Annotated in this window: 13 protein-coding genes; 8 read left to right on the top strand and 5 right to left on the bottom strand. The window is 64.2% G+C overall.

The window, feature by feature from the left end:
• The first annotated feature begins 166 nt into the window (after window positions 1-166).
• The 5 genes from ettA to N6L26_RS02440 all read left to right on the top strand — a co-directional run bounded on the left by ettA (window position 167) and on the right by N6L26_RS02440 (window position 4,643).
• Window positions 167-1,846 (top strand): energy-dependent translational throttle protein EttA, encoded by a 1,680-nt coding sequence (gene ettA / locus N6L26_RS02460; RefSeq protein WP_253517153.1) that lies wholly within the window; start codon window positions 167-169, stop codon window positions 1,844-1,846.
• 50 nt (window positions 1,847-1,896) lie between these two features.
• Window positions 1,897-3,126 carry an MASE1 domain-containing protein gene (locus N6L26_RS02455; RefSeq protein WP_263606482.1) on the top strand — a complete coding sequence of 410 codons (1,230 nt, stop codon included), beginning with the start codon at window positions 1,897-1,899 and terminating at the stop codon, window positions 3,124-3,126.
• Window positions 3,117-3,707, top strand: coding sequence for a GGDEF domain-containing protein (locus N6L26_RS02450; RefSeq protein WP_263606481.1), 591 nt, complete (start codon window positions 3,117-3,119; stop codon window positions 3,705-3,707). Before N6L26_RS02455 ends, N6L26_RS02450 begins: the two co-directional genes overlap by 10 nt.
• A 182-nt stretch (window positions 3,708-3,889) precedes the next feature.
• A complete protein-coding gene (locus N6L26_RS02445; protein ID WP_263606480.1) occupies window positions 3,890-4,327 on the top strand; it encodes an FKBP-type peptidyl-prolyl cis-trans isomerase in 438 nt (145 codons plus the stop codon).
• 49 nt (window positions 4,328-4,376) lie between these two features.
• Complete coding sequence (locus tag N6L26_RS02440) at window positions 4,377-4,643, top strand: acylphosphatase (protein ID WP_263606479.1); 267 nt, start codon at window positions 4,377-4,379, stop codon at window positions 4,641-4,643.
• A 5-nt stretch (window positions 4,644-4,648) separates the two neighbouring features.
• Here N6L26_RS02440 and N6L26_RS02435 read toward each other — a convergent pair whose 3' ends face one another.
• A complete protein-coding gene (locus N6L26_RS02435; RefSeq protein ID WP_263606478.1) occupies window positions 4,649-5,221 on the bottom strand; it encodes a pyridoxamine 5'-phosphate oxidase family protein in 573 nt (190 codons plus the stop codon).
• A 188-nt stretch (window positions 5,222-5,409) separates the two neighbouring features.
• Here N6L26_RS02435 and N6L26_RS02430 point away from each other — a divergent pair, with 188 nt between their 5' ends.
• Window positions 5,410-6,390 carry an RcnB family protein gene (locus N6L26_RS02430; RefSeq protein WP_263606476.1) on the top strand — a complete coding sequence of 327 codons (981 nt, stop codon included), beginning with the start codon at window positions 5,410-5,412 and terminating at the stop codon, window positions 6,388-6,390.
• An 87-nt stretch (window positions 6,391-6,477) separates the two neighbouring features.
• Here the strand turns inward: N6L26_RS02430 and N6L26_RS02425 are convergent, their stop codons facing one another.
• Entirely contained in the window at window positions 6,478-7,032 is a 555-nt protein-coding gene (locus tag N6L26_RS02425) for a cytochrome b (RefSeq protein WP_263606475.1), read from the bottom strand.
• 99 nt (window positions 7,033-7,131) lie between these two features.
• On the opposite strand from N6L26_RS02425, the gene N6L26_RS02420 reads away from it, so the two are divergent.
• Window positions 7,132-7,800 carry a prolyl hydroxylase family protein gene (locus N6L26_RS02420; protein WP_263606473.1) on the top strand — a complete coding sequence of 223 codons (669 nt, stop codon included), beginning with the start codon at window positions 7,132-7,134 and terminating at the stop codon, window positions 7,798-7,800.
• A 5-nt stretch (window positions 7,801-7,805) separates the two neighbouring features.
• Here the strand turns inward: N6L26_RS02420 and N6L26_RS02415 are convergent, their stop codons facing one another.
• The 3 genes from N6L26_RS02415 to N6L26_RS02405 form a co-directional block, all read right to left on the bottom strand.
• A complete protein-coding gene (locus N6L26_RS02415) occupies window positions 7,806-8,927 on the bottom strand; it encodes a PAS domain-containing protein (RefSeq protein ID WP_263606471.1) in 1,122 nt (373 codons plus the stop codon).
• 149 nt (window positions 8,928-9,076) lie between these two features.
• The gene (locus N6L26_RS02410) at window positions 9,077-10,705 is read right to left on the bottom strand and encodes a lysine--tRNA ligase (RefSeq protein ID WP_263606469.1); all 1,629 of its coding nucleotides are present in this window, start codon (window positions 10,703-10,705) and stop codon (window positions 9,077-9,079) included.
• 441 nt (window positions 10,706-11,146) lie between these two features.
• Window positions 11,147-12,094 carry a hypothetical protein gene (locus N6L26_RS02405; protein WP_263606467.1) on the bottom strand — a complete coding sequence of 316 codons (948 nt, stop codon included), beginning with the start codon at window positions 12,092-12,094 and terminating at the stop codon, window positions 11,147-11,149.
• Between the two features lie 196 nt (window positions 12,095-12,290).
• On the opposite strand from N6L26_RS02405, the gene N6L26_RS02400 reads away from it, so the two are divergent.
• Window positions 12,291-15,032 carry an ATP-dependent DNA helicase gene (locus tag N6L26_RS02400; RefSeq protein ID WP_263606465.1) on the top strand — a complete coding sequence of 914 codons (2,742 nt, stop codon included), beginning with the start codon at window positions 12,291-12,293 and terminating at the stop codon, window positions 15,030-15,032.
• Window positions 15,033-15,041 lie beyond the last annotated feature (9 nt).

The raw sequence follows: 15,041 nt of genomic DNA, 5'->3' as shown, positions 1-15,041 counted from the left end.
GATATCATTGCGGCTTAACACGTATTTGCATTTCAGGTACCTGCGGGGTCGGTCCCGCAGCCTCGTGATACTTGCCCGATGACGCTTGGGCGACTATCTGCGCCCCCAAACATGCGGGCCAACGTGCCCGCCCAGCCAGTTCCGTATCTCGAAGGATTTTCGCCCGATGGCCGCCCAGTACGCTTTCGTCATGAAGGACATGACCAAGACCTTCCCCGGTGCGCCCAAGCCGGTGCTCAGCAATATCAATCTGCAGTTCTACCAAGGCGCCAAGATCGGCATCGTCGGGCCCAATGGTGCGGGCAAGTCCACGCTGATCAAGATCATGGCGGGGATCGATACCGATTTCACCGGGGAAGCCTGGCCGGGCGAGAACATCACCGTCGGCTATCTCGAGCAGGAGCCCGAACTCGACGAGAGCAAGACCGTGCTCGAAAACGTCAAGGACGGCGCGCGCGAAACCGCCGGTCTGGTCGACCGCTTCAATGCGATCAGCGCGGAAATGGGCGACCCGCAGGACGACACCGATTTCGATGCGCTGATGGAAGAAATGGGCGATCTGCAGGCCAAGATCGACGCGGTTGACGGCTGGACGCTCGACAACCAGCTCGAAGTGGCGATGGAAGCGCTCCGCTGCCCGCCGGGCGACTGGTCGGTGACCGACCTCTCGGGCGGCGAGAAACGCCGCGTCGCGCTGACGCGTCTGCTGATCCAGAAGCCCTCGATCCTGTTGCTCGACGAACCGACCAACCATCTCGACGCCGAAAGCGTCCAGTGGCTTGAAAACCACCTCAAGGAATATGCCGGCGCGGTGCTGATGATCACCCATGACCGCTACTTCCTCGACAATGTCGTCGAATGGATCCTCGAGCTCGATCGCGGCAGCTACTATCCCTACGAAGGCAATTACTCGACCTATCTCGAGAAGAAGGCCAAGCGTCTCGAACAGGAAAGCCGCGAGGAAAGCGGACGCCAGAAGGCGTTGGGCCGTGAACTCGAATGGATCCGGCAGACCCCGGCCGCGCGCCAGACCAAGTCCAAGGCGCGTATCCGCAAGTTCGAACAGCTCCAGGATTCGCAGAAGGACCGCAAGCCGGGCAAGGCGCAGATCGTCATCCAGGTCCCCGAACGGCTTGGCGGCAAGGTGATCGAGGCCAAGAACATCACCAAGGCCTATGGTGACAAGCTGCTTTTCGAAGACCTCTCCTTCATGCTGCCCCCGGGCGGTATCGTCGGCGTGATCGGCCCCAATGGCGCGGGCAAGTCGACGCTGTTCAAGATCCTCACTGGCAAGGAAGAGCCCGATAGCGGGACGGTCGAAATCGGGTCGACCGTGCATCTGGGTTATGTCGACCAGAGCCGCGACCATCTCGATCCGAGCAAAAACGTGTGGGAGGAAATCTCCGATGGACACGACTATATGAAGGTCAATGGGCACGACACCAGCACCCGCGCCTATGTCGGCGCGTTCAATTTCAAGGGCGCCGACCAGCAGAAAAACGTCGGCAAGCTGTCGGGCGGTGAACGCAACCGCGTGCACATGGCCAAGATGCTCAAGGAAGGCGGCAATGTCCTCCTGCTCGACGAACCGACCAACGATCTCGACGTCGAGACGCTCGGCGCACTGGAGGAAGCGATCGAAAACTTCGCCGGTTGCGCCGTGGTCATCTCCCATGACCGGTTCTTCCTCGATCGCCTCGCCACGCACATTCTGGCCTTCGAGGGCGACAGCCACGTCGAATGGTTCGAAGGCAATTTCGAAGCTTACGAGGAAGACAAACGCCGTCGTCTCGGCGATGCGGCGGATCGTCCCACACGCCTCGCCTACAAGAAGCTGACGCGTTAAGCCTCCGGTAAGGCCCGGTCATTCACGCCGCGGCCAAAGGGGGGGCTTAGTTGAGTAAGCGGAAGTTCGCGGTTTCGGCAGGCGCCGAACTGACGTGGGCGATCATCTTCAGCCTCGGCTGGCTCGTGTGCGCGATGATCGCACTCGAGCTGACCCAGGGTGCGGATGGCCTTGCGGCGGTCTGGCCGTCCAGCGGCATTTTCGTCGCGGCGCTGCTGCTGCTCAATCCGCGCGGACGCAAGCTGACCAGCATCGGCGTGGCGCTCGCCAGCTTCGTAGCGAATATGTGGTCCGGCGTGGGTGTCCTGCCCTCGGTAGGCTATACCATCGCCAATCTCATCGAAGGCTGGCTGGTCTTCGCGCTGATGGGTGGCGGGCGGACCGGTCATGTCCTGCTGGCGCGCCCGCTCAACCTGCTCCGCTTCGCTGCATCCGCGCTAATCGGTGGCGTCGCCAGCGCCATCATGGCGGGCATTCTGTCGAGCAATTTCGACACCGTGTTCCTTACCTCGTGGATGAGCACGGTGACGCTGGGCATGTTGGTGGTGACGCCGGTCGTCATGTTCCTCCATCAGGACAAGGCGCATGAAACCCGCATGCTGTCGCTGCGCGGGTTCTGGACCTTTGTGTTCGTCGCGCTGACCGCGCTGGCGGCCTTCGGGCAGGCCGCATTCCCCTTGCTGATCCTGCCGCTGGTCGCGATCTCGATCACCACCGCGGCATTGGGTCTGAGCGGCGCGATGGTCGCGCTGCTGCTGGTGACCGCAATCGGCTCGGTCCTGACGATCTTCGATCTCGGACCGGTGGGGACATTCTTTCCCCCGGTCGAGCAGCAGGTACTGGTGTTCCAGGTCTACCTGCTGGCCCTGCTGGTCTCGACGCTGCCCGTAGCGCTGTCACTCGCCCGGAACCGGCGCGATCTCGAGGAAATTGCCACCAGCAAGCGGCTTCTCGAGGCCGCCGAACGCGCCGCCAAGGTCGGCCATTGGCGGCATGATCCGGATACCGATGCAATCTACTGGTCCGAAGAAGCCGGCAGGATGCTGGCGCGCGAGCCCCTGCCCGCAACACTGACCGAGATGGCAGAGATGTTCCACGAGCATGACCGCCCCAGGGTAATGGGACTGCTGGCGGGGCGCGCCACACCGGCATTCCATTCATATTCGAAGCCCGCATCGACTCACCCGATGGCACGCCGGGCTATTTCGAATGCCGCAACGAGGTGGAAACCGAGTCTCGTCATGGACCCGCGATTATCTTCGGCACCATCATGGATGTGACTGAACGCACCGAGGCCATGCGCGAACTTGAGCAGGCCAAGCTGCGGGCCGAGACCGAGGCGGCCGAAGTCAGGATCCTGGCTGAGACCGATCACCTCACGGGCATTCCCAACCGCCGCAAGGTGCTGTCGCGCATCGCCGGACAGATTTCGAAGGCCTTTTCCGGCAGACACCGGTTCACCATCGCGATGATCGACATCGATCACTTCAAGACGATCAACGACCGGTTCGGCCACGAGATCGGCGATCTCACGCTGGTAAAGGTCAGCCAGGTGCTCGAAGCGCATTTGCGATCGGGCGAAATGGTGGGCCGCGTGGGCGGCGAGGAATTCCTCTTCGTCTGGCCCGGCAGTGACGCGCTTGCGGCCCGCGAACGATGCTTGGCCATGGGCCGCGCGTTGGCGGCCGCCGAATGGAGCCAAGCCGGCCTCGAACCCGTGACCGTCAGTATCGGCATCGCGGAATATGACGTGCGCTGGGACGAAAGCCAGCTGCTGCGTTCGGCCGACGACGCACTATACCGGGCCAAGCACGGCGGCCGCGCGCGTTGCGTCATCTACCAAGAACCCGCCGTGATCTAGCGGGCCGCACGGACCATACCGTCGCCCGTTGCCGATGAATCGACCGGCAGTGAGCGACCTGCGCCGACTGCATTTGACTAGCACCCGCTGAGTTGCGACAATCAGGGGCAAGGCGCTCGTTTGCGAGCGCGTTCCCGGACGGCCCATGGCGGCCGCAAAATTCAATTTCGAAAAGGACATTTATGCCCACTCCCAAAAACGGTGACACCGTATCCATCGACTACGTCCTGCGCCGGAGCGACGGCGAAGTGGTCGGCAACACCGAAGAACAAGGCCCGCAGGACATCGAACTGGGCAGCGGCCAGATATTCCCGCAGATCGAGCAGGCGCTGACCGCGATGGAAGTCGGCGACGAAGAGACCGTCGCGATCGAATGCGACAGCGCCTTCGGTCCGCGCCGCGAGGAGCTGATCATCGAAATCCCGCGCGAAAACCTGCCGCCCGAACCCGCCCCGCAGCCCGGCATGGCGCTGCAGGCGCAGCAGCAGGACGGTTCGCCGATGACGCTCTATGTCGTCGATGTGAACGACCAGTCGATCAAGGCGGATGGCAATCACCCGCTGGCCGGTGAAGACATCACTTTCGCCATCACGCTTCGCGAGATCAAGCAGGCGGCCTGATGGGATACTGGCGGGCGGTCCGGGCCGACGGCCCCGGTCGAGCAATTCGATGACCGCCCGCCATCTTATCGTTCACGGCCGCGTCCAGGGCGTGTTCTATCGCGACTGGACAGTCCAGACCGCGCGTTCACTCGGCCTGACCGGTTGGGTCAGGAACCTGCCCGACGGCACTGTCGAGGCGCATGTCGAAGGTCCGCGCGAGGCAGTCGAGCAGATGATGGCCGCGATGCAAGACGGCCCTCCCCGCGCTGCGCCGACACATATCGATTCACGCAATGTGGACGAAGGCGGCTTTGCTGAATTCGCCCGGCGCTGAGCGTCCTATGGCGCGATCCAGCGGCCGCGTCCGTCGCGCATCAGCAATGCCCGGCGATGGCCATTGTGCGCGAGCGAAAACCAGTCGACCTCGTCGGCCTGCATCAGCAGGACCGCGAAATTCTCGCGCGCGGGGATGAGCTGGGCATAGTCAGGCTCGTCGCGTTCGAATTCGGGCGGTAGCCCCGAGGTCGGCTCTTTCGAGACTGCCCCCGGCCCTTCCCCCAGATAGCAACGCCGCGCGAAATTGGTGCTTTCCGCCCAGGCCGCATCGACCATCGCCCCGTCGCGTTCGATCCGTCCGGTGCCGCGCAGCCGCAGCTGCACCTTTGCATCGCGGTCATAGCCAAGCATCGCAATACGCGGATCGCCTTCGATCACCGCGACCTTGGGCGAACGGGCGTCGGTATGAAAGCGCAGCGTCCAGCTGTCGGCATCGAAGGCGCGTAGCACCATCATCCGCGCATCGGCATCGGCAGTGGCAACCACCGGTGTGTGCATGGCCGAATGGCGGTTTCCCGCGGCGTTGGCCAGCCTGGCGGAAAGATCGGCGCGGACTTCGTCGAGTGTGTCGTACATGGGCACAGCAATGCCTGCGCAGCCACTTGGTGCCAAGCCCCACCAAATTCATACTTCCACACCCGAACATGAACGACAATCCGACAGACCGGTTCAGTTTGGGGTCAGGCCGTTGTGATACATATTGCGACATCGACACATGCCGCAGGTGGTGGAGCGGCGCCAAGCGTAAGAAGAGGACACGCTCCATGAATCTGACCAAGCTCCTGAAAGGAAGCGCGCTGGGCGCCCTCGCTGCGGCGATGGCGATCACCGCCCTGCCCGCAGAAGCCGAAGCGCAATCGCGCGACCGGCAGGAACGCGCACAACGCGACCGCGGCGATCGTGGCGAAACCCGCCAGCGACGTTCCGCCCCGCGCGCCGAGCGCCAGCAGCGCAGTGAACGGCGCGCCCAGTCCCGGAGAGCGCAACGCCCAGAACGTTCGCAAGCCCGCGATTCACGCGGCGAGAACCGCGCAGATATTGCGCGGGCCCGTGGCTCAAGCACAACAGAGCGGCGCGGCGAAGCCGCCCGTGAGCGCAACGCCCGGCGTCAAATCCAGCAACGCAACCGCAGCACGGCGGCCAATCGCGATCGTGCCAGCGCCAACCGTGCCCATGCCGCACGGGATCGCACCAATCGGGACCGCGCCAATGCCAACCGTAATCGTAGCGAACGGCAGGCGCGCCAGCGAATCGAGCGGCGCCAGGAAGCACGCCGCGAGGCCTATCGTGAGGGTCGCCGAGACCAGCGCCAACGCGACGCCCGTGAAAATCGCCGCATCCGCAATGACGCCAGTCGCTCCCGCACTCGCAATACGCGGAATGACAATCGCCGCGCGCGCTACTACGACGGACGCCGGTGGCGCGATTACAATCGTTGGGACCAGCGCCGTTGGCGCAGCAACAATCGCTACGATTGGCAGCGCTATCGCTACACCAATCGCAGCACCTACCGGCTTGGTCGCTACTACGCGCCCTACCGTAATTACAACTACCGCCGCCTGAGCATCGGCCTGCGTATCGGCAGCCTGTTTTTCGGCAGCCGGTACTGGATCAACGATCCCTGGCGTTATCGCCTTCCCGCCGTCTACGGCCCCTATCGCTGGGTGCGCTATTACGACGATGTGCTGCTGGTGGATGTCTATAGCGGCGAGGTAGTCGACGTGATCCACGACTTCTTCTGGTAAGTCGCGCAGCCGATCGGTTCTCGTGAGTGGTCCAATCGGCAATCAAGCCCCCGCCAGGTGACTGGCGGGGGTTTTTCGTGGCCTGCCTCAGCCCGGCACCTTGCCGAAGGGCAGCATGCGGAAAATGCCGCCGTTGCGATCGAAGAAGGTGTGCTTGAGCGCGCCGAGTATGTGCAGGCCGATCAGCGCGATAAAAATCGATCCGCCCAAGGCATGGGCGTCGAAAATCTGTCCTGCCAGATCGCCATTTTCGCCGACCGGGAGCGCCGGAATGGTGAACAGGCCGAAGACATCGATTGTGCGGCCGCCCAGTGAATTGGCGAGCCATCCGCCCAGCGGCAGGCCGATCAGCAGGATATAGAAAATCGTATGCACCGTACGCGCCAGGGCGGCTTCCCAGCGGGCCAGATCGGCGGGAAGCGGCGGAACGCGATGCGTGAATCGCCACGCCAGTCGGCCCAAAGTTAACGCGAGGATCACCATCCCCCAAGCCTTGTGATACCCGAAAACTTCCGCCTTGAGCGGCATTTCCAGCGATGCCGCGCGTTCGGCAATCTGCCAGTTCATGATCACGAGTATCGCGATGGTCCAATGGAACAGCATGGCTCCGGTGGAATAGCGGCGTGCGTGCGTCTCGCTCATCATTCACTCCCTATCGATCTGGCGTCATCCTAACGCTCGAGACCTGCTCGGCAAGCGCCTTACTTGAAGCCTCGCACATGCTTGCTAACAAGGGCCCCGATGACAAAGACCGCTGCCGTTCCCGATCAGGATGCCCTCAAACGCGTTGGCGCCATGGTGCGCAAACGCCTCGATGCCGACCCGCAGGCCTACAAGATCCCCACCGACAGGGCGGAAATCTATGCCGTTGGCGATTTTCTCTCGCCCGATGAATGCCAGCGCCTGATGGGCATGATCGATGCCGTCGCGCGGCCGAGCGAGCTGCACGAAACCGCCTATATCGCCAAGTTCCGCACCTCCTATTCTGGCAATTTCGACCCACACGATCCGTTCATCAAGGCGATCTCGCGCCGGATCGACGATCTGCTCGGCCTGCCCGGCAAGGTGGGGGAGAGCATCCAGGGGCAGCGCTATCTTCCCGGACAGGAATTCAAGCCGCACAATGACTGGTTCTATACCGACCAGGAATATTGGCACCTGGAACGCAAGCGCGGCGGGCAACGCTGCTGGACCGCGATGGCCTTTCTCAACGAGGTCGAGGAAGGCGGGCACACCCATTTCGTCGAGATCGGCGCCTCGATCGAACCCAAACCCGGCGTACTAATGGTGTGGAACAATGCCACGTCCGAAGGGCTACCCAATGAAGACACGCTTCATGCCGGAACCCCGGTGATTGCCGGGCAGAAATACGTGCTGACCAAGTGGTTCCGCACGCGCAAACACGGGTAGCCAGTTCAGTCGACCGCGCGTGCCGCTGCCGGTACGCGGATCGTGGCGCGACAACCGGTGGGCTCGAAACGCATCTCGACCTCGCCGCCCAGGCCGCGGATGGCACCTTCGATCAGCCGCGTGCCGGAACCCGTGCCCTTGGTCTGGGGATTGGCGACGAGCGGGATCGCGCTCCGTTCACGCGTCTCCTCCCATTCGATCACCAGCGTGCCCTCTTCGACCTCCCAGTCGATCGTGACCTTTCCGTCCTGATGCGCCAACGCCCCGTATTTTAGCGCATTGGTCGCCAGCTCGTGCAGCGTCAGGCCCAGCGGCGTCACATGCTTGCGCGGCAATTCGATCAGTTCGCCGGCAAGGTCGATGCGGTCGCCGCGCGCATTGCGATAGGGCCGCATGACCGCTTCGACGAGATCGCGCAGATTGCTGCGGTCGTGGTTGAGCCCTTCTGCCGCCAGCGAGACGCGGTGCGCCCCGGCAAGTGCTTCTACCCGCCGCTCGATCTTGTTCGTGAGTTCACCGACGTCCTGCGAATTGCGCGCCGAAAGCCGGACGATGGCGACCAGGACAGCGAACAGATTGTCTGTCCTGTGCCGCAATTCCTCCGCTACGCGCTCGTTTTCGACAATCGTCTCGCGTGCGGCGAGCAGTTCGGTGATGTCCCATTGCGAACCGAAGATGTAGGCCAGATCGCCGTTCTCGTCGTAGATCGGGCCGACATGGACGGCGTTCCAGAAGGCCGATCCGTCCTTCCGGTAATTAAGAATATCGACGACCGTATATTCCCCGCTTCGGACCGCCTCGGTTAGCTTCGCAATGGCGGAAGGCTTGGTGCCCCGCCCCTGCAGGAAGCGGCAATTGCGGCCGATAATCTCGTCGCGTTCATAGCCGGTCAGATCGACAAAGGCCTGGTTGCAATAAACCAGCGGGCAATCGTCCTGGTGCGGATCGGCGATGGACAGCGCCAGGCGTGTCTGTTCGGTTGTCTGCAGGAACAGCTGCGACGAGCCGATCTTGAGATCGGCAAGACGGCCGACCATGCGCGCTTCATGCTCGGCGCGTTCGACTGTTTGCTCGACCCCGCTGGAGGGTGGAGTGCGCTCGTGATCCTCGTCCATGGCGCGACCCATGGCGCTTCCCCCCGTTTCTACTACCCGTCTGTCCGAATGAGAGACTGTCGCGGTTGAAAGCGGATTTCAAGTCCCAAGCCCCCGTCATTCCGCGAACTCTACAAATAGAAGGCAACAAATGACTGGCTCGGCTGCGTTTCTCTAGACGGTCACCCGCGCGCCAGCGCGTCGGCGATGAGTTTGCGCGTATTCGCCGCGCCGTAAAGCGCGATGAAACTGCCCATGCGCGGGCCCTGATCGCTGCCGAGCAAGGTCTGGTAGAGCGCCTTGAACCAGTCGCGCAGGCTGGCGAACCCGTATTCCTCGCGTTTGCCGATCTCGTAGACCTGCGTCTGCAGGTCTTCAGCGCTGGTATCCTCCGCCGCATCAGCCAGATAGCCATCGAGAGCGCGCAGAGCCTCGGCCTCCTGCGCGGTCGGCGCGCGCTTGCTCAGCGTGGGGACGATGTAGTCGCGCGTATAGGTCACCGCTGTGGCGATCAGCACGTCGAGTTCGGGTGAGATCCGGCCATTGCCGATATAGCTGGCGAGGTAATCGCGCAGCGCCTCTTCGCTCGCCTCGGCGCCCAGCACGCTGGCGAGGTTGAGCAACAGGCCGTAGGTCACCGGCAGGCTGTCGCCTGCGCCCGGCGCTTCGGCGGCGTCGAAACCGCCATTGGCGCGCGCGAGGTGCCACACCGGATTGCCGAGCTGCTTGTCGAGCTCCTGCTCGGCCAGCCTCTCGCGGAACTGCCAGTAATCGTCGACCGCACGCGGGATCACGCCCACGTGAAGCTGCTTGGCGCTCTTGGGATTGGGGAAGATGTAGAAGCCAAGGCTCTCTTCCGAACCATAGGTCAGCCATTCGTCGATGGTCAGGCCGTTGCCCTTCGACTTGGAGATTTTCTCGCCGTTTTCATCGAGGAACAGCTCGTAGATCAATCCCTCGGGCTTGCGCCCGCCGAGCACCTGGACGATCTTGCCCGACTGCACGCCGCTATCGGTCAGATCCTTGCCGTACATCTCGTAATCGACGCCCAGCGCATACCAGCGCATCGCCCAGTCGACCTTCCACTGCAGCTTGCTCATGCCGCCGAGCGCGCTCTGCTCGACGACGATGCCGTCCTCGTCGGTGAAGCGGATCGTGCCCGCTTCGGCATCGACCACTTCGACCGGCACCTGAAGTACGCGTCCGGTCTGCGGGCTGACCGGCAGCACCGGCGAATAGGTCTGGCGGCGTTCCTCGCGAAGCGTCGGAAGCATGATGTCGAGGATCTGCGGGTTCTTGCGCAGCACCTGCCGCAGCGCGTCGTCGAAATCGCCCGAATTGTACCGATCGCTCGACGCGACGAATTCGTACTGGAAGCCGAAGCGGTCGAGGAATTCGCGCAGCATCGCGTTATTGTGCGCCGCGAAGCTGTCGTGCGCGCTACCGAAGGGATTGGGCACCCGGCTCAGCGGCAGGTGCAGGTTGTCCTGCAGCAGATGTTGGTTGGGCACGTTGTCGGGGACCTTGCGCAGCCCATCCATGTCGTCGGAGAAGGCAACCAGCCGCGTCTTGCCGTCTTCGGGCTTGGCGCCGATCATCGCCTCGAACGCGCGGCGGACCAGCGTGGTGCGCAGCACTTCCTGGAAGGTGCCGATATGCGGCAACCCGCTGGGACCGTAACCGGTTTCGAACAGCACCGGCGAGCCGTCGGACTTCGCGCCGTCGGGATAGCGTTTGAGCAGGCGCTGCGCCTCCTGGAACGGCCAGGCCTTGGACACGCGTGCAGCGGCGATCAGATCGGTCATGCTCATGTGGAACGCCATTGCGGGTGACCGCCGCTTTCGCAAGTGCGAAGTGTTGGAGACTTGTTGGAACGCCCGAGACCGGGTCCAGTCACATGGACCGCATGGACCACGGTTCTGGAAGAGGAAACCCGCCGGGCCCTTTCGCAGATGCAATCGGGGTAACGTTCGAGGAAGCAGAAGTCCGGCATGCGGCGGGGACTATCCGCAAAGCGCCGTGTAGGACAGGCGCTAGCTTATCTCGAAGATAGCGCGACGCAGGACGCTGCGGCCCAATGTGGTGCGCTGGGAAAGTAACTTGTAAAAACCAGTTCGACGAAAGCCGAGGCCGCGCCAGGTGGGGCCACAGTCGCCGACGCTTCGCTCGCCGCCAGACATACCAATAGGGGCGCCTACTCCTGGGAGTAGACGCCCCTACCGCTGCGACACCTATCGAGGGTCAGGAGGGATCTAGGTCGTCGCAGGTCGCCAGCCGCGCAGTTCGGGCCAGACATTGGCATACTGGCTGAGATCGATGCCCGGCTTGCGATCGGTAAAACGGGTGCCGATCGATTGCAGGATCAGGCGGGCGCGCTTGGCACGGGCCTTGTGCGAGGCGAATGGGTTGGCACGGTCAGGCCGGGCAGTGATCATCCGCTGGAGCAGGCGCCCCCGCTCGGCACGGCTCGACGGCAGTTCGCTCGGCAACTCGACTGCGGCGCCGTCGCTGGTAGCGGTAGATGGCGACGTGCTCGCCCACGCGCTGGCGGTCCCGGCGGCATGCGTCGTCACTGCGGGTTCGCGCTCGGTAACCGGCGACGCACTGACGATGGACCGTTCGATAGCCGGCGTTTCGCCGCTGCGACGGCGACGACGCGAGCGGAACAGCAGGAGAGCTGCGAGACCGATCCCGCCTGCGCCCAGCAGAGCGAAGAGCAGGGCCGCGCTTGAAGTATCACCGACCGGCTCCTCAACCGGTACGACGTCAGCCGTAGGAGCAGGCTGCGCTGCGCTTGGCGCAACAGGGGCAAGCGTTTCCTCCGCTGAGATCACGGGATCCGCGGTAGCTGCGGGAGCAATTGTCGCGTCTGCGGTGGTCGTAGTACCTGCGGTGGGTTCCGGAGTTGCAGCACGAGGTTGCGTCGGAGTGGTTTGCGTGGTGCGCGTCGTGGCGACCCGTGCAGGGTCGTTCACGACCGGCGGCTCGACCAGTGGTTCAGCCTCGGGCAGGTCGATCACGATCGGAGCAGGCTCTGGCGCCGAAAGCACGATCGGTGCGGGCGATGCGGCAGGTGTCGGCGCCGGAACATCGAGCACGATCGGTGACGCTTCCTGAGCCATGGCGGCTGGTGTATGGAGCGCGGCCATCGCGGCAATCGCGATAGGGGCGCTGGCGATCATATGGCGGGTCTTGGTCATGCCAATAGAACGGGCATGATTTCGCCACAGTTCCTGTCATCTGACGTTCAGAAAACTCTAAATCTCTGATATAACACATGTTCTTAAAACCGTTTCACGGCCAAGCACCGACCGCTTGCGATGAACCGAAACGCTCTTGGCATAGTCTCGCCGCCCTCTGTTTACTTTTCGTTCCCTCCCTTACATGGTCTTTTGCGTGAGCCATTTGCTGCCCCTCCCCGCTCTTCATGCCAGCCACGCCGGCACCTGGCTGCGCGATCCGAACGGTTCGACGCGCGGCTGTTCGAAGGGCGAAGCAGTCATGGCCGCGGCCGATACGCCACAATTGCTGATGAATGCGCCGCTGGTGGCGAGCAGGCTTGGCTATCCCGACCTGTCGGGGCTGGACCTGCTCGAGCTGTTCGCTTTCGTCCATCCGGCGACCTTCTGCGTGCCCACCCCCAAGGGGCTGGCGCATGCGCTGGGGCTGGAGGAGCCGGCGGACGATGCCGGCGTGCCCTTGCTGCTACAACAGGCGGCGGGCGTCCTGGTTGCGACCTGCGAGAGCGAGGACTGGTCGCAGCGCGAAGGGGCGTGGTCCTCGCTGCAATCGCTGGCGCGGCTGCGCTGGCCCTGGGCAGGCGTGCTCGCGCCGCATATCAAAAGACCCGATCGGGCGGAGAAATGGCTTTTTTCGCGGCTGCCCGAATGGGAGGAGACTCCCGATCGCCCGCAGCCAGCGCAAGTACTGATCGACGAGCCCGAGATCGAGGCACAGCTCGAACGGTTGACCGGCGAAGGCGCGGAACGGCGCGAGGGCCAGCGGGCGTTTTCGAAGGGTGCCGGCCATGTCTTCGGCCCGCGCGACAGCCAGAAGCGGCCGCATGTCTTGCTCGCGCAAGCGGGTACCGGGATCGGCAAGACGCTGGGCTATCTCGCCCCCGCCTCGCTGTGGGCGGAGCGATCGGGCGGCACCGTCTGGGTCAGCACCTATACCAAGAACCTCCAGCGCCAGCTGCGCCAGGAAAGTCGCCGCGCATGGCCCGCCAGCCGCGCCGACGGCTCGCCCCCCGTCGTGGTGCGCAAGGGGCGCGAGAACTATCTGTGCCTGCTCAATCTGGAGGACGCCTTGCAGGGCGGTTTCGCGGGGCGCCCTGCGATCCTCGCGCATCTGGTCGCGCGCTGGGCTGCCTATTCGCAGGATGGCGACATGATCGGCGGCGATCTGCCCGGCTGGCTGGGCACGCTGTTCCGCAAGCGCGGGATCGCCGCGCTGACCGACCAGCGCGGCGAGTGTGTCTATGCCGGGTGCCCGCATTACCGGAAGTGCTTTATCGAACGCAGCGCGCGCAATGCCGCGCAGGCCGATCTCGTCATTGCCAACCACGCATTGGTAATGGTCAATGCCGCACGCGGACGTGATGCCGCCACGCGCCCGACGCGGATCGTGTTCGACGAAGGGCACCACGTCTTCGATGCCGCCGACAGCACCTTTTCCGCCGCACTGACCGGGCAGGAGGCGATCGAGCTGAGGCGCTGGATCATCGGCCCCGAGAAGAACAGCCGTGGACGCCGCCGGGGCCTTTCCGCGCGTCTCGCCGATGTCGCCAGCTATGACGATGCCGGCGGCAAAGCGGTGGAGGCGGCGGTCGAAGCTGCCAATGCCCTGCCCTCCGATGGCTGGCTCGGGCGGCTGGCCGAAAGCGGCCCCATCGGGCCAATCGAGGAATTGCTCGCGGCCGTCCGCGCGACCACTTTCGCGCGCGACGAAAGCGGGCTCGAAATGGGCTATGGCATCGAGACCGAGACCGCGCAGCTACCCGGCGAACTGGTCGAAGCCGCAGGCACCGCCGCGCAGGCGCTGGCGGGTATCCGCACGCCGCTGCTCAAATTGGCCGGACGGCTGGAGGCGGTGGTCGAGGATGCGCCCGACTGGCTCGATGGCCAGGGGCGCGCGCGGATCGAGGGCGCGCGGCATTCGCTCGCCTGGCGGATCGATCTGATCGCTGCCTGGGAAGCGCTGCTCTCCCGGCTCGGCGGCCCGGCCGATCCCGAATTCGTCGACTGGCTGCAGGTCGACCGCAACGATGCGCGCGAATTCGACGTCGGGATCTATCGCCACTGGCTCGACCCGATGAAACCCTTCGCCAAGGTCGTGCTCGAACCTGCGCATGGCGTGATGGTCACCAGCGCCACGCTGACCGATCGCGACGAGAGCGGACCAGACTGGGCGCATGCCATCGCCAAGAGCGGCGCACCGCACCTCGAACTGATGCCGAAGACGGCGGAGGCGCAAAGTCCCTTCGATTATGCCGGGCGCGCCGAAGTGCTGATCGTCACCGATATCCGCAAGGGCGACATTCCCGCGCTGGCGGGCGCCTATGCCCGGCTGATCGAAGCAAGCGATGGCGGGGTGCTGGGATTGTTTACCGCGATCCGGCGGATGCGCGCAGTTTATGGCCGGATCGCCGACCGGCTCGCGCGCGCCGGCCTGCCGCTCTATGCCCAGCATGTCGATCCAATCGACACCGGCACGCTGACCGACATCTTCCGCGACGATCCGCGCGCCAGCCTGCTCGGCACCGATGCGCTGCGCGACGGGGTCGACGTGCCCGGCCGGAGCCTGCGCTGCGTGGTGATGGAAAGCGTGCCCTGGCCGCGGCCCACAATCCTGCACCGCGCGCGCCGCGCTGCCGCGGCGGAACAGGAAGGCGGCGCCAAGCGCTATGACGACCGCATCATCCGCGCGCGGCTGGCGCAGGCCTTCGGCCGGCTGATCCGCACGCGCGAGGATGCGGGGCATTTCGTAGTGCTATCACCCGCCTTCCCCAGCCGGCTGTTGTCCGCCTTTCCCGAAGGCACCCCCGTCACGCGGCTGACACTCGAAGAGGCTTTACAGCGCGTCACCGAGGGTGTTGTTAGCCCCGACCTTTCGACAGCGGAGACCCTGCCCCAGTGATGACGCGCG

It is taken from the genome of Qipengyuania sp. SS22 (assembly GCF_025736935.1).
Classification (GTDB): Bacteria; Pseudomonadota; Alphaproteobacteria; order Sphingomonadales; family Sphingomonadaceae; genus Qipengyuania.
The sequence above is the reverse complement of the archived record's forward strand: the minus strand, read 5'-3'. Positions and strand labels throughout refer to the sequence as shown.

Coding starts and splice junctions, on each gene's coding strand:
- N6L26_RS02440 (WP_263606479.1), top strand. CDS start 4,377: ATGACCGCCCGCCATCTTATCGTTCACGGCCGCGTCCAGGGCGTGTTC.
- N6L26_RS02410 (WP_263606469.1), bottom strand. CDS start 10,705: ATGAGCATGACCGATCTGATCGCCGCTGCACGCGTGTCCAAGGCCTGG.
- N6L26_RS02415 (WP_263606471.1), bottom strand. CDS start 8,927: ATGGGTCGCGCCATGGACGAGGATCACGAGCGCACTCCACCCTCCAGC.
- N6L26_RS02420 (WP_263606473.1), top strand. CDS start 7,132: ATGACAAAGACCGCTGCCGTTCCCGATCAGGATGCCCTCAAACGCGTT.
- N6L26_RS02445 (WP_263606480.1), top strand. CDS start 3,890: ATGCCCACTCCCAAAAACGGTGACACCGTATCCATCGACTACGTCCTG.
- N6L26_RS02450 (WP_263606481.1), top strand. CDS start 3,117: ATGGATGTGACTGAACGCACCGAGGCCATGCGCGAACTTGAGCAGGCC.
- ettA (WP_253517153.1), top strand. CDS start 167: ATGGCCGCCCAGTACGCTTTCGTCATGAAGGACATGACCAAGACCTTC.
- N6L26_RS02430 (WP_263606476.1), top strand. CDS start 5,410: ATGAATCTGACCAAGCTCCTGAAAGGAAGCGCGCTGGGCGCCCTCGCT.
- N6L26_RS02425 (WP_263606475.1), bottom strand. CDS start 7,032: ATGAGCGAGACGCACGCACGCCGCTATTCCACCGGAGCCATGCTGTTC.
- N6L26_RS02435 (WP_263606478.1), bottom strand. CDS start 5,221: ATGTACGACACACTCGACGAAGTCCGCGCCGATCTTTCCGCCAGGCTG.
- N6L26_RS02405 (WP_263606467.1), bottom strand. CDS start 12,094: ATGACCAAGACCCGCCATATGATCGCCAGCGCCCCTATCGCGATTGCC.